We start from the raw sequence: 13,569 nt of genomic DNA, 5'->3' as shown, positions 1-13,569 counted from the left end.
TCATTCATCGCCGGGAACGCCGTAGGACGGCGCGGTGGAGGGGTCGAGGGCGCGGGTCACATAGGCGTCCATCTGCGGCACCCAGAGCTGCCACAGCGCCTCGAGCTCGGCCATCACGTCGCCCTCGGACCAGTCGATGCGCAGATCCGCGACCGGCCACGCCACCTTGTCGACCAGCAGCATGCCGACCGAATGCACCGGGCCTTCCTCGCCGCCGGCGGCCACCGCCGCCTTCATCGCCGCCACGAGACGGTCGCCCAGATGCGCCTCGGGCATCGCGGCGAAGCTGTCGACCATGGCCTGCGGCACCTTGTCGGAGGCGAGCAGATTGCCCGCCGCCGCCACGTCCGGCCCCCGCGCGATGGCGTAGGTGCCGAGCGTCTTGGTGCCGGAATGGCCGGCGGAGCGCCCGAGCGTGTCGAGCACCACCACCTGCCGGTAGTCGAAGAACGGGGCCTCGGCTTTGAAGCGCGCCATCACCTCGTCGGGGGAGAGCCCCCCGGCGAGCAGGTCGAGCCCCTTGGGGCCGAGGGTCGGGTCGGTGATGTTCTGCGTGGCCACCACGCCCACGCCGGCGCGCGCATGGGCGCAGCGCGCCGCGACCGCCGGCGAGGAGGACGAGACCGCGATGCCGAACATGCCGGTGCGCGCGCAGCGCGCGGAGATGGAGAAGGTCACGCCGTGCCTCCCGCTCAGGCTGCGTCGGGGATGACCGCGGTCACCTCGATCTCGACCAGCCATTCCGGCCGCGCGAGCGCGGGCACGACGAGGCCGGTAGAGCAGGGGAACACGCCCTTCATCCACTTGCCCATCTCCTGATAGACCGCCTCGCGGTAGCGGATGTCGGTGACGTAGACGACGATGCGGCAGATGTGGCTCATCTCGCTGCCGGCTTCCTCCAGCAGCATCTTCACGTTCTGCATCGCCTTCTCGGTCTGCTTGCCGGCGTCGCCGACATGCACGCTCTCGCGGCTATCGAGGTCCTGGGCGACCTGGCCGCGCAGGAACACCATGGTCCCCTTGGCGACCACGCCCTGGGAGAGGTCGTTGTCGAGCTTCTGCTCGGGATAGGTTTCCTTGGTGTTGAAGGGACGCAGACGCTTGTGCACGACCATGGAAGGAGCCTCGTTGGGGGTCAGAAGAGCGGTTCGGAAGGGTTGTCGCCGAGGGCACGCGCGAGGGCGCGCATCAGCCGCTCGGCGCGGGCGAGCTCGTCGAGCCCGACCCATTCGTCGGCCTTGTGGGCACGGGCGATGTCGCCGGGCCCGCAGACCAGGGTAGGGATGCCGGCCTCGAAATAGAGCCCCGCCTCGGTGCCGAAGGCAAGCGTGACCGGCGCCTCGTTGGAGCCGGCGAGGCGGGCGAGCCGCGCGGCGGCGGGAAGGTCGGCCGGGGTGTCGAGGCCGGGATAGGCGCTGATCGGCTCGACCGCGATGCCGGCCTCGGGCGCCTGCGCCTTCAGTTCGGCGTCGACCCGCGCGACCAGCGCGTCGATCTGCGCCCGGATGACGCCGGCATCGGCGCCGGGCACGGTGCGCACCTCATATTCCAGCACCGCGCGGTCCGGCACCAGATTGAGCGCGCCGCCGCCGTGCAGCGAGCCGACATGGACGGTGGTGAAGGGCGGGTCGAACGCGTCGTCGAGGGTCTGCGCGAGGCTGGCGCCGATCGCCTCCAGCCCGCAGGCGATGCGCGCCGCCGCCGCCACGGCATTGGCCGCGCGGTGGGGCAGGGCGGAATGCCCGCCGCGGCCGGTGACGACGAGGCGGTTGGCGAACTTGCCCTTGTGGGCATGCGCCACCTTGAGCGAGGTCGGCTCGCCGACGATGCACAGCGCCGGCGGCACGGGCAGGGCGGCGGTGGCGGCGACGAGGTCGGGCGCGCCGGCGCAGCCCACCTCCTCGTCATAGGAGAAGCACAGATGCACCGGGCGCGCGCTCGCCTGCGCCACGAAGTCCGGCACCGCCGCCAGCACCACGGCGAGGAAGCCCTTCATGTCGGTGGAGCCGCGCCCGTAGAGCCGCCCGTCCCGGATGGTGGCGGCGAAGGGCGGGCTCGACCAGTCCTGCCCCTCGACCGGCACCACGTCGGTATGGGCGGAAAGCGCGAGCCCGGGCCGGTCGGCCGGGCCGATGGTGGCGAGGAGCGAGGCCTTGTCGCCGGCCGCGTTCGGGATCAGCCGGCTTTCGACGCCACGCGTGCGCAGATAGTCGGCGATGAAGGTGACGATCGGCAGGTTGGAGCGCGCGCTCACCGACTCGAAGCCGATGAGCGCGGAAAGAAGCTCGACGAGCCCGGCGGAGGGCCCGTCCTGCGCGCCTTCCGCCGGGCTCTTCGCGTCCGGGCTCTTCGCGCCGTCGGGCGCGCACGCCGTATCGCTCATGCCTCAGGCTGCCTGCAGCTTGTGATAGCCCCGGTTGGAATAGACGAGCGGCTTCCTCTCGGTCGATTCCAGCGCCATCACCTCGCCGGCGATGATGTGGTGGGTGCCGAACTCGAACACGCCGGCGATCCGGCAGTCGAAGCGGCACAGGGCGCCGCGCAGGATCGGCGAGCCGGTGTGGAGCCGGTCCCATTCCGCGACCTTGAAGCGGTCCTCGCGCAGCTCCGGGATCAGGCCGGCGAAGCTGTCCGCCACCCGGTGCTGGTCGTGGGCGAGGATGTTGGCCGCGAACACGCCGTTGCCGAGCAGTGTCGGGAGCATGCGGCTGCCCTTGTTGAGGCAGAACAGCACCGAGGGCGGCTCCATGGAGAGCGAGCACAGCGAGGACACCGTCACGCCGCCGCGCCCGGTCTCGCCGTCGGTGGTGATGACGGTGACGCCGGAGGCCGTGCGGCCCATGGCCTCGCGGAACTGGGCGATGTCGATCTGGCTCATTTTCCGGTTCCCATCACCTTGTCCGACAGGCCCGCCGCCTTGCGCACGAAGTCGAGCGGACCGGAGAAGTCGAACGAGTTGTAGACGGCGTTGAGGTGGTTGAAGTGCGGCGCCTGGGCGAACTGCACGAAGGTCAGCCGGTGGCCGGCATAGTCCGAGTTGAGCAGGTCGCGGGCGAAGGCCAGCAGCTTGCGGCGGTCCTCCGCCTCCCACTGCTTGTTCAGCGTGTAGAACTTCTGCAGCCACTCGCCCGAGCCGGTGTTGTGGAACGAGGAGGCGTTGGGGGTGACGCAGATCTGGCCGCCGCACAGCTCGCGGGCGATGTGCATCATCGCCGGCAGGTTGGCGCAGGCGTGCACCCGCCCGGCATAGAGCAGCGACTGGTTCGGCATCAGCAGGCCGCCGGGGCTGGTCTGCGCGGTGGCGATGGCGGCGGTGAGATGGGCGTTGATGCCCTCGCGGTAGCACACCAGGTCGGCGAGCTTCTCGCGCACCGCCTGCAGCTTGTCGAGGCCGGTCTGCCTGGCGTTCCACATCGCCGCGCCGATCATCATGTCGGCGACGTAGAGCAGGCGGTGGACATAGGGGAACGCCGAGTAGCGGTGCAGCGTCGCGCGGATGTACTGGGCCGCCTTGGTGTGGCGGTAGAAGAACACGTTCTCCCAGGGGATCAGCACGTTGTCGAAGATGACGAGGGATTCGACCTCGTCGAACTTGTTGGCCAGCGGGTAGTCCTGCGGGTCGGTACGGCCGGCGAAGGACGAGCGGCAGATCTGCTTCACGCCCGGCGCGCCCATGTCGATGATGCCGCCGACCGCGTAGTCGGACAGCGTCTCGTTGGTCCACGCGCCGACGGTCGGCTTCAGGAACGCCTGGTCGGCATAGGCGGCGGCGGTCTCGTACTTGGCGCCGCGGATGACGATGCCCGCGTCGGTCTCCTTGACGACATGGACCATCATGTCGGGATCCTGATCCTGGGGCGGAAGGGAGCGGTCGCCCTTGGGATCGGTGTTCGCCGAGATGTGGAAGATGTCGTTGTCGAAGATGTTCTGGACGTGCCGATCGACATTGTCGGCGAAGCGGGGGTCGAACTCCGCCAGAACGTCACGTCCGTCGATGAGAGACCAGACTTCGCCGATCGTCTCGTCACCGACGCGGGTCACGACGCCGCCGATGTCCTTCATCACCGTGTCGACCGCCTCGACCTTGTCGGTCCAGTCCTTGGTCTCGCGGGGCGGCTTGTAGAAAATGGTGTTGCGCTTGTTGTCCTCGACGTAGGTCAGGCGGTCCTGATACTGCGCCTCGTGCGCCATGTCGTACATGCGGGCCCGGACATCGACGATCGGCTTGAAGGCCGGGTGGCTGGTGACATCCTTCACCCGCTCGCCGTCAATCCAGACTTCGCGACCGTCCTGAAGCCCCTCGCGATACTGCTCGCCTGTACGGATCATTGCTGCTTCCTTTTTCCTGCGAGGAAATATTGCGCCGGCCCGATGGATCGGTAAAATATTTTCGATTGGGTTTTGGGATCGAAAATTCCGATGAACGTTTCTCTCCGCGCGCTGCGCTACGTGGTTGCCACCGCTGATTTCGGCAATCTGACCGAAGCGGCGAAGCATCTGAACGTCTCGCAGCCTTCGATTTCGGCGGCGATCGCGCAGTTCGAGGCGGATTGCGGCGTGCAGGTGTTCGTACGCCACCATGCAAAGGGCGTGACCACCACCATCGCCGGCACCCGCATCGTCAACGAGGCGCGGCTGCTGCTGAACCATGCGCGCGATTTCGGCCAGAACGCGCGCGCCATGTCCGACGAGGTGCGCGGCGAGATCGCGGTGGGCTGCTTCTGGACCATCGCCACCCATTTCATGCCGAGCCTGCTCTCCGCCTTCGCCGAAAGCCATCCCGGCATCACGGTGAGCCTCGACGAGGGCGACCAGCAGCAGATTCTCGAGGGCATCATCTCCGGGCGCACCGAGCTGGCGCTGTCCTACGAGTTCGCCCGCCCCGACGAGGTGGTGGCCGAGCCGCTGGCCGAGCTGCCGCCCTATGCGGTGCTGCATCCCGACCACCCGCTGAGCCAGCGCGAGCGCATCAGCCTCGCGGACCTGCGCGACGAGCCGTTCATCCTGCTCGACCTGCCGCATTCGCGCGACTACTTCCTGAGCCTGTTCCAGACCGTGGGCGTCGAGCCGCAGATCGCCTTCCGCTCCAAGGCCTATGAGCTGACGCGCGGGCTGGTCGGGCACGGGCGCGGCTACACGATCCAGAACGTGCTGCCGCGCAGCCTGAGCACCCATGATGGCGGGCGCGTCGCCGCCGTGCCGCTGACCGACAAGCTGCCGCCGGTGCGCCTCGTCAGCCTCAAGCTGCGGCGGCAGGCGCCGCGCCCGGCGGTGGAGGTGTTCGCGCGCCACCTCAAGGCGTGCTTCTCGCCCGGCGGCATCTTCGAGCCGGGCACGCTCTCCCCGCGCGTCACGCTGCGCTGAGCCCGGGCGCCTTCCCGGAGGCGTCTTCCCGGGGGGGGGCTTTTCTGGGGCCGCCCTCGCGGCGCGACGGGTCGGCGGGCGCCTTCATAGGCGGGGGCTATCCTCTTCATCGGCAAACTGTTTCCTGCGCCGATGCGCTGCCGATTGCCGCGCTCGGCGGGCGCTCGGTAGTCTCCGGCCTCTTTGGCTGAGGGAGCGGTGCCGGCCCGGCCGGGCGCCGGGCAGGGTGCAATGAGCTGGATCAAGGTCCTCACGACGTCCGACTACAAGGTCACGCCGTGGAAGAATGGCGGCGGCGTGACGCAGGACGTATTGTTGCTGCCCGAGGGCGCGACGCAGGAGGATTTCGACATCCGGCTCAGCCTGGCGCCGATCGTCGCCGAGGGGCCGTTCTCCTCCTTCCCCGGCGTCGACCGCCACATCACCCTGCTGACGCGCGAGCGCCTCTCGCTCGTCTTCGGCAGCGAGACGCGCGAGTTGAACCGGCTCGAGCCGCTCTATTTCGACAGCGTCCAGCAGCCGCGCTCTGTGCTGCCCGACGGGGCGGTGCGGGTGTTCAACGTGATGACCCGGCGCGGGCGCTGGAACGCGCAGGTCATGCCCGCCTCCGGCGCCACCGAGCCGCTGCTCGCCGCGCCGGACGGGGGTCTTCTGGTGCTGCACGCGGTGAGCGGCACCTGGCAGGTCGGCCATGCGCTCGGCTCGGTGGTGGTGCGCCCCGGCGAGACGCTGGTCTCAAGCGAGGAGGCGACGCTGCGCGCGAGCTGCGAGCCGGCGGGCGAGGCCGTGGTGGCCTTTCTGGCGCCGACCGGCCCGCGCTGAAGCGTGAATTGGAATTTCCTATCTTGAAGAGTAGCTAAAAGTATTTTTCTATCCATACTGATGCGGCAACATTTCCTGACAGGAAAAACGATTGAGGCACGGAGCGGGCTGATGAGGCTTTTTCAGGCGCGGCGGCACGATCGCGCTCCCGCGCGGCGGCAGGTGCGCGGCGCGATGGGGAAAGCTCGTCCCTTCTCACGCGTCCCGGCCGCGTGCCGCATGGCGGCGTCATGAGCGCCGACGCGCTGGTCTTCTACAGCCCGGTGGACAGCGCCGCCGGCTGGCAGGAGGCGATGGCCGCCGAGCTGCCGGACCTCGACTTCCGCGTCGACCCCGAGGTCGGCAATCCCGAGGAGGTGGCCTATGTGCTCGCGTGGCTGCCGCCCAAGGGGTTCTTCTCCCGCTTCCCGAACCTCAAGCTGGTGACCAATCTCGGCGCCGGCGTCGACGCGCTGGTGAACCGCGACGACCTGGCGCCGGTGAAGTTCTCGCGCCTGTCGGACCCCGGCATGGTGGCGATGATGACGAGCTACGTCGTGTTCGCCGTCACCCGCTACGCCCGCGACATGCACATCTTCGAGCGCGCCACCCGGCGCGGGGAGTGGGAATATGTCCACCCGCGCCCGCTGGCGGACATCAAGGTGGCGGTGCTCGGCCTCGGCGAGCTCGGCGGGCCGGCGGCGCGCACCCTCGCCTCGATGGGCTTCACCGTCACCGGCTGGTCGCGCTCGCCCAAGCAGATCCCGGGCGTCGCTTCCGAGACCGGCGCCGACGGGCTGGAGCGGGTGCTGGCGGGCAACGAGATCATCGTCAGCCTGCTGCCGCTGACCCCGCAGTCGCGCCACCTGATCGGCGCGCGCGAATTCGCGCTGATGCCGAAGGGCGTCAAGTTCATCAACGCCTCGCGCGGGGCGGTAGTGGACGAGGCGGCGATGATCGCGGCGCTGCGCTCCGGCCAGATCGGGGAGGCGACGCTCGACGTGTTCGAGACCGAGCCGCTACCCTCCGGCCACCCGCTCTGGTCGTTCGACAATGTTCTGGTCACGCCGCACATGGCGAGCATCACCGTGCCGGGCCTGGCGGCGCGCGACGTGGCGGAGAGCATCCGGCGCGTGAGGCAGGGGCTGGCGCCGCTGCACGAAGTCGACCCCGCCCGCGGCTACTGAGCCGGCCGGGCGCGTGAAGATCCGGGCGGCTGAAGCCGTCCCAAATAAAGAGGTGGAACGATGAAGAAGCTGTGCATCGCACTGGGCGCCCTGGCCGTGATGGCCACCGGCGCGTCGGCTCAGGATAAGCTGGTCATCAGCACCTGGGGCGGCAACTGGAAGGAAGGCGTCCAGATCGTCGGCAAGGAATTCACCAAGCGCACCGGCGTCGAGGTCGAGTACATCACCGGCGGTACGCTCGACCGGCTGGCCAAGGCCAAGGTCGCGAAGGACAATCCCGAGGCCGACCTCGTGAACACCACCGGCCAGGTGGGCTATCTCTACCATGCCGACGGGCTGATGGAGAAACTCGACTGGTCGAAGATCCCCAACGCCGCCAAGCTCTACCCGATGGCGAAGCGCTCCGACTACACGGTCTCCGACTACGTGTACGTCTACACGCCCGCCTTCCGCACCGACCTGATGCCGAAGGGCTTCAAGATCGATTCCTGGAGCACGCTGTGGGGCGACGAGGTGAAGGGCAAGCTGGCGCTGCCGGACTTCGACCCGAGCCACATCATCATCGCCGCCACCAAGCTCGCCGGCGTGACGCCCGAGCAGTGGGACCAGGTGAAGCCGAAGCTGCTGGAGCTGAAGAAGAACATCAAGACCTTCTACCAGTCGGACGCCACCAGCCAGAACCTGATGCGCACCGGCGAGAGCCCGGTGCAGGTGCTGCTCAACATCAACGGCTACCACCTGCAGAAGCTCGGCATGCCGGTCGAGATCGACGTGCCGAAGGAAGGCGCGGTGGTGGGCGTCGACGTGTGGGGCATCGCCAAGAACACCAAGCACAAGGACTGGGCCGAGCAGTTCCTGAACATCGCCCTCGAGCCGGAAATGCTCGCCAAGCTCTGCAACTTCCACAAGTGCTCGCCCATGAGCCCGGAAGCCAAGCTCGATCCGGAAATCGCCAAGCTGCCCGGCATCTTCACCAGCCAGGAGCAGATCGAGAAGGAAGCCATCGTGCTCGACGACAAGACCTATGCCACCCTGCTGCCGCAGTGGAAGGTGTGGTTCACCGAGAACATGATGCACTGAGCCTGAGGCCCAACAGGAGAACCGTCCGGCCCGGCGCCCCGCGCCCGGGCCGGATAGAGACGTGACATGACCCGACGCCGCCCGTTCTTCGTCACCTTTCTCGCGCCCGCGGTGGTGACGGCCGTGATCCTGGCCGCCGCCATCCTCGAGGTGCTGCAGTACAGCGTGCGGGAGTTCATCCCCGGCTCGCTGGACGTGGGCGGCTTCACCCTCGAGAATTTCGTGCGCATCAACCGGCCGATCTACTGGCTGGTGCTGCTCGACACCTTCTACATCAGCCTGCTCACCGCGGTGTTCTCGCTGCTGCTGAGCTACCCGGTCGCCTATGCGCTGGTGCGGGCCAAGCGCGACTGGGTGCGCTCGCTGCTGATCTCGCTGTCGATCACCCCGCTCTTCACCGGCGAGATCGTGCGCACCCTGTCGTGGATGCTGACGCTGGGCGCGGACGGCTTCGTCAACTCGATCCTGCGCAAGCTGTCGATCATCGATATGCCGATCCAGCTCATGTACACCCGCTTTGGCGTGGTGGTGGCGCTGGTGCAGTTCTCCATGCCGGTGATGATCATCCTGCTCGCCACCGCCATCAGCCATGTCGACCGCGACTGCGAGAAGGCGGCCGCCAATCTCGGCGCCAGCCCGACCGCCGTGTTCTGGCGCATCACCCTGCCGCTGACCATGCCCGGCATCCTCTCCGGCGTGGTGGTGATCTTCGCCTGGACCATGAGCGCCTTCTCGACCCCGCAGCTGATCGGCGGCGGCAAGGTGCTGATGATCTCCAACCTCGCCTATCTGCAGGGCTTCTCCGTGCTCAACATGCCGTTCGCGGCGACGCTGAGCCTGATCGCGCTCGTCGCCGCGCTCGGCAGCCTCGCCTTGATGAAGTCGGCCACCGGGCGCCTCGAGAAGCGCCTGGCGATCCACTGAGGAGTTGAGCGATGCGCGTCTTCGCCTTCTGGAGCCTGGTGACGGCGATCCTCGTCTACATGACGCTGCCGACCATCGTGGTGCTGATGACCTCGGTCAACCCGACCGAGATCCTCGCCTTCCCGCCCGAGGGCATCTCGTTCCAGTGGTACCAGAAGGCGGTGACCTATCCCGACTTCCAGACCGCCTTCTGGAACGGGATCGTCGTCACCAGCTTCGCCTCGACGCTGGCGCTCATCGTCGGCTCGACCTTCGCCTGGCTGGTCAACCGCTACGAGTTCGCCGGGCGCGGCGTGCTGGAGGCGGTGCTGTGGTCTCCGCTCATCATCCCGCACTTCACGCTCGGCTTCGGCTTCCTGCTGCTCGGCGGCGCGTTCCGGCTGCAGCAGGGCTATGTGATGGTGGTGCTGGCGCACATGGTGCTGGTGATGCCGTTCGTGACGCGCGCGGTCTATGTCAGCCTCGCCAATGTCGACGGCGACCTCTCCCGCGCGGCGGCCAATCTCGGCGCCTCGCCCTTCCACGTGCTGACGCGGATCGAGCTGCCGCTGGTGCTGCCCGGCATGGCGGGCGGCTGGCTGATCGCGGCGGTGATCTCCTTCACCGAGTTCACCGCCTCGCTCTACGTCACCGGCAGCCGCACCCAGACCCTGCCGGTCGCCATGTACAACTACATCCGCGAATATGCCGACCCGACCGTGTCGGCGATCTCGGCGATGCTGATCATCGCCACCACCCTCCTCATGTTCATCGCCGACCGCGCCTTCGGGCTGCGGCGCGTGCTGGCGATCGACACCCACTAGCGCCGTCCGCCCCGGGTTCGCCCCGGAAGGCGGGCGCGCTGCCCATCACGACGTGCCGGAGAGCTGACGCATGAACCCGAGCAACCCCGCCGATCCCGCCGTCGAGATCGTGCGCGTCCGCAAGGACTATGGCAGTGCGGTGGGCGTCGCCGACGTCTCGCTCACCGTCGGCCGGGGCGAGTTCGTCACGCTGCTCGGCCCGTCAGGCTGCGGCAAGTCGACCCTGCTCGGCATGATCGCCGGCTTCGTCGACCCGACCGCCGGCAAGATCATCGTCGACGGCGCCGACGTGACGCAGGTGGAGCCCTATCGCCGCGACATCGGCATGGTGTTCCAGAGCTACGCCCTGTTCCCGCACATGAACGTCTACGACAACGTCGCCTTCGGCCTGCGCATGCGCAAGCTGTCGAAGGCCGAGATCGACGCCGAGGTGCGGCGCGTGATCGAGATGATGAAGCTCGGCGGGATGGAGGAGCGCCGGGTGCGACAGCTCTCCGGCGGCCAGCAGCAGCGCGTGGCGCTGGCCCGCGCCATCGTCATCCGCCCCAAGGTGCTGCTGCTCGACGAGCCGCTCTCCGCGCTCGACAAGAACCTGCGCGCGCAGATGCAGGTCGAGCTGTCGGACCTGCACCGCAAGACCGGGCTGACCACCATCTTCGTCACCCACGACCAGGGCGAGGCGCTCAGCCTCTCCGACCGCATCGTGGTGATGAACCGCGGCGAGGTGCAGCAGGTGGCGCCGCCGATCGAGCTCTACCGCACGCCCGCCAACGGCTTCGTCGCCTCCTTCATCGGCGAGATCAACGCCCTGCCGGCGGGGCGCTACGAGATATCCGGCGGCGAGGCGGCGCTGGTGCTGCCGGGCATCGGCCGGCTGACCGCGCCGGCGCGGCCGGAATGGCGCTTCGGCCACGGCACCGAGGTGCGCGCCTTCCTGCGCCCCGAGCACGTGCAGCCCGCGGGCACGCAGGCCGGCGATGCGCAGGCCGGCGAGGGCGCGAACCGGATCAGCGGCGTGGTGGCGGCCCATGTCTACCAGGGCTCGCACACCATCACCCGGGTGACAGTGGAGGGGATCGGGCTGGTGGAGACGCGGGTGACGGGCGCCGAGATCATGGCCGAGGCGCCGGTCGGCGCGCCGATCACGCTCACGATCGACCTCGGCCAGGCGGTGCTGCTCGGCGAGGGCTGAGGCGCTGGGCCGGCCCGACCAACCCGGGTTCGGCTGGCTCAGCTCAGCACGGCCTCGGCTTCGGCCGGGCGGTGGAAGAAGAAGCCCTGATAGCGGAACGCGCCGAGCTCGCGCAGCTTGGCGAGCTGCACCTCCTGCTCGACCCCCTCGGCGACCAGCTCGAGCTTGAGCGAGCGCGCGATCGAGATGGCGGCGCGCATCAGCGCCTCGTCGATCGGGTCCTGGAGCAGGTCGCGCGTCACCGTCCAGTCGATCTTGATGCCGTCGACCGGCAGCCGCTTCAGCGCCTCGAACGAATTGTAGCCATTGCCGAAATCGTCGAGATAGATGTGCAGGCCGCGCGACCTGAGATCGCTCAGGAAGGCGCTGATCTGGCCGATGTCGTCGATTTCCTCGGTCTCGGTGATCTCCATCCTCAGCGCCTGCTCGACGCCGGGATACATCTCCAGGAGGTCGATCAGATTGCGCTGGAAGGCGAGGTCGGCGAGCGAGTTGGCGCCGACATTGACCGAGATGTACTGCTGCGCGCCGCGGCTGATGAGGCGCAGCGCGAGGTCGGTGGCGTGGCGCAGCACCCAGGCGTCGATCCGGCCCATCAGCCCCAGCCGCCGCGCCGCCGGCAGGAACTGGCCCGGGCCGCAGGAGGCGCCGTCCTCGTCGATCAGGCGGATCAGCGCCTCGTAGCCGAGCACGTTGCGGTGGTCGTCGACAATCGCCTGGAGGTGCAGCGAGAAGCGGTCGAGCTCGAGCCCGAGCTGGATCCGCTCGGCCCAGCTCAGCCGCTGCTGGGTGACGTTCACCTTCGGGTCGCCAAGATCGTAGACCTGCACGCGGTCGCGGCCGGCATCCTTGGCGACGTAGCAGGCGGTGTCGGCCGCCGCGAGCAGGCTCGAAGGCGTGGCGAGGGCCGGGGTGCTGTGGGCGAGGCCGATGCTCAGCCCCACCGCGAAGCTGCGGCCCCCCGCCATGAAGGAGCGGCCATGGGTGGCGCTGTTGAGGCGGCGGGCGATGCGCAGCACCTCGGATTCGTCGAGCCCGGTGAGGATGAGCGCGAACTCGTCGCCGCCGAGCCGCGCCACCATGTCGTCGCCGCGCACCTGCCCGCGCAGGAACTGCCCGACCTCGCGCAGCAGTTCATCGGCAGCGGCGTAGCCGACCGCGTCGTTGATGCCCTTGAAATGGTCGAGGTCGATGAAGGCGAGCCAGATCTCGCGCGGGTCGCGGTCGCGCAGGAGCTGGCCGAGCCGCTCCTCCAGCGCGAAGCGGTTCGGCAGCCCGGTCAGCAGGTCGTGGCGGGCGTGGCGGGCGATCAGGCTGGCGAACTCGGCGAGCGCCTCGGTCTGCTGGCGAAGCTGCTCGCGCATGACGATCAGCTCGGCCTCGCGCTTCTTCTGGGTGGTGAGCTCGGTCCACACGCCGACCGTGTGGCCGTCGTCGGTATGGCTGTGGCTGACCAGCATCCAGCCGCCGTTGCGCAGCGGGATCTCGACCCGGCGCGCGGGCACCTCGCGCAGCTCCGCCATCAGCGAGGCGACGAAGTCCGCGGGAATGTCCTCGGCGAAGAAGCCGCCGCGCTCCGCCTCCTCGAGCACCTCGTGCAGCGCCCGGCCGGAGCGCAGCGACACGCCGGCGGCGGCGAACATCTCGCGCATGTGGCTGTTGGCGAGCAGGATCCGGTCGCCGGCGTCGAGCAGCACGAAGCCCTCGCCGAGGCTGTCTATGGCGTCGAGCAGCTTCTTCTCGTCCGATTTCAGGGCGCTGATGTCGGTCCAGGTGGCGACGATCCAGCCGTCCGGCGTGCGGTATTCGCGGACCTGGGCCCAGCCGCCGTTCTCGAGCGGGATGTTGAAAGGCTCGCCGGTGGCGGCGTGGTGCCGGCGCATGCGCTCGGCGACGTAGTCCTCGGGGCTGTCGACCCAGCTCCACTCGCCCGAGGGCACCGAGGCGAGGGCGGTGAAGGTGAGCCCGTGCAGGTCTCCGAGCGTTTCCAGAAACGGGAAGATCTCGATGAAGCGGCGGTTGTGGAGGACCATGCGGTCCTCGGGGTCGAACAGGGCGAAGCCGTCCTTGAGCGACTCGAGCGCGGACAACAGGTGACCTGTCACCTCGGCACCGGGACGCGTGCCGGAAGGTGAACGGACCGAATCCGACCTGTTTGAACGTCCGGCTTCAATCATGGTCAAAAGGGCCCGCCCGATCGCCCCATCTCGAACCATCC

13 protein-coding genes are annotated in these 13,569 nt (G+C 68.6%); 7 read left to right on the top strand and 6 right to left on the bottom strand.

Going from position 1 to position 13,569, the window contains the following annotated elements:
* From NVS89_RS04380 to NVS89_RS04360, 5 genes are read right to left on the bottom strand one after another with little or no spacing between them, the layout of a single operon-like run.
* Complete coding sequence (locus NVS89_RS04380; RefSeq protein WP_258731266.1) at positions 1 to 678, bottom strand: DUF1028 domain-containing protein; 678 nt, start codon at positions 676 to 678, stop codon at positions 1 to 3.
* 14 nt (positions 679 to 692) lie between these two features.
* Positions 693 to 1,115, bottom strand: coding sequence for a RidA family protein (locus NVS89_RS04375; RefSeq protein ID WP_258731265.1), 423 nt, complete (start codon positions 1,113 to 1,115; stop codon positions 693 to 695).
* A gap of 20 nt (positions 1,116 to 1,135) precedes the next feature.
* Entirely contained in the window at positions 1,136 to 2,383 is a 1,248-nt protein-coding gene (argE, locus tag NVS89_RS04370; protein WP_258731264.1) for an acetylornithine deacetylase, read from the bottom strand.
* A 3-nt stretch (positions 2,384 to 2,386) separates the two neighbouring features.
* Positions 2,387 to 2,878 carry a flavin reductase family protein gene (locus NVS89_RS04365; protein WP_258731263.1) on the bottom strand — a complete coding sequence of 164 codons (492 nt, stop codon included), beginning with the start codon at positions 2,876 to 2,878 and terminating at the stop codon, positions 2,387 to 2,389.
* On the bottom strand, positions 2,875 to 4,329 hold the full coding sequence (locus NVS89_RS04360) for a 4-hydroxyphenylacetate 3-hydroxylase family protein (RefSeq protein ID WP_258731261.1): 1,455 nt from the start codon (positions 4,327 to 4,329) through the stop codon (positions 2,875 to 2,877). The genes NVS89_RS04365 and NVS89_RS04360 overlap by 4 nt, the downstream gene beginning before the upstream one ends.
* Positions 4,330 to 4,419: 90 nt before the next feature.
* Between NVS89_RS04360 and NVS89_RS04355 the strand changes: the two genes are divergently transcribed.
* The 7 genes from NVS89_RS04355 to NVS89_RS04325 all read left to right on the top strand — a co-directional run bounded on the left by NVS89_RS04355 (position 4,420) and on the right by NVS89_RS04325 (position 11,351).
* Positions 4,420 to 5,364 carry a LysR family transcriptional regulator gene (locus tag NVS89_RS04355; protein ID WP_258731260.1) on the top strand — a complete coding sequence of 315 codons (945 nt, stop codon included), beginning with the start codon at positions 4,420 to 4,422 and terminating at the stop codon, positions 5,362 to 5,364.
* A gap of 231 nt (positions 5,365 to 5,595) precedes the next feature.
* On the top strand, positions 5,596 to 6,186 hold the full coding sequence (locus NVS89_RS04350) for a HutD/Ves family protein (RefSeq protein WP_258731258.1): 591 nt from the start codon (positions 5,596 to 5,598) through the stop codon (positions 6,184 to 6,186).
* Positions 6,187 to 6,416: 230 nt separating this feature from the next.
* Positions 6,417 to 7,352, top strand: a complete 936-nt coding sequence (locus tag NVS89_RS04345; RefSeq protein ID WP_258731257.1) for a 2-hydroxyacid dehydrogenase — start codon at positions 6,417 to 6,419, stop codon at positions 7,350 to 7,352.
* A 60-nt stretch (positions 7,353 to 7,412) separates the two neighbouring features.
* Complete coding sequence (locus NVS89_RS04340; protein ID WP_258731256.1) at positions 7,413 to 8,432, top strand: ABC transporter substrate-binding protein; 1,020 nt, start codon at positions 7,413 to 7,415, stop codon at positions 8,430 to 8,432.
* A gap of 66 nt (positions 8,433 to 8,498) precedes the next feature.
* Positions 8,499 to 9,356, top strand: a complete 858-nt coding sequence (locus NVS89_RS04335; protein WP_258731255.1) for an ABC transporter permease — start codon at positions 8,499 to 8,501, stop codon at positions 9,354 to 9,356.
* Positions 9,357 to 9,367: 11 nt separating this feature from the next.
* On the top strand, positions 9,368 to 10,159 hold the full coding sequence (locus NVS89_RS04330; RefSeq protein ID WP_258731254.1) for an ABC transporter permease: 792 nt from the start codon (positions 9,368 to 9,370) through the stop codon (positions 10,157 to 10,159).
* Between the two features lie 70 nt (positions 10,160 to 10,229).
* Positions 10,230 to 11,351 (top strand): ABC transporter ATP-binding protein, encoded by a 1,122-nt coding sequence (locus NVS89_RS04325; RefSeq protein ID WP_258731253.1) that lies wholly within the window; start codon positions 10,230 to 10,232, stop codon positions 11,349 to 11,351.
* A 38-nt stretch (positions 11,352 to 11,389) separates the two neighbouring features.
* On the opposite strand, the gene NVS89_RS04320 is transcribed toward NVS89_RS04325, so the two are convergent.
* The gene (locus tag NVS89_RS04320; protein ID WP_258731252.1) at positions 11,390 to 13,441 is read right to left on the bottom strand and encodes a putative bifunctional diguanylate cyclase/phosphodiesterase; all 2,052 of its coding nucleotides are present in this window, start codon (positions 13,439 to 13,441) and stop codon (positions 11,390 to 11,392) included.
* Positions 13,442 to 13,569: the final 128 nt, after the last annotated feature.

Origin of the sequence: Ancylobacter mangrovi, assembly GCF_024752355.1 — a bacterium.
GTDB lineage: Bacteria > Pseudomonadota > Alphaproteobacteria > Rhizobiales > Xanthobacteraceae > Ancylobacter > Ancylobacter mangrovi.
Note: the sequence above shows the minus strand (reverse complement) of the source record. Positions and strands in the feature narration are given on the sequence as shown.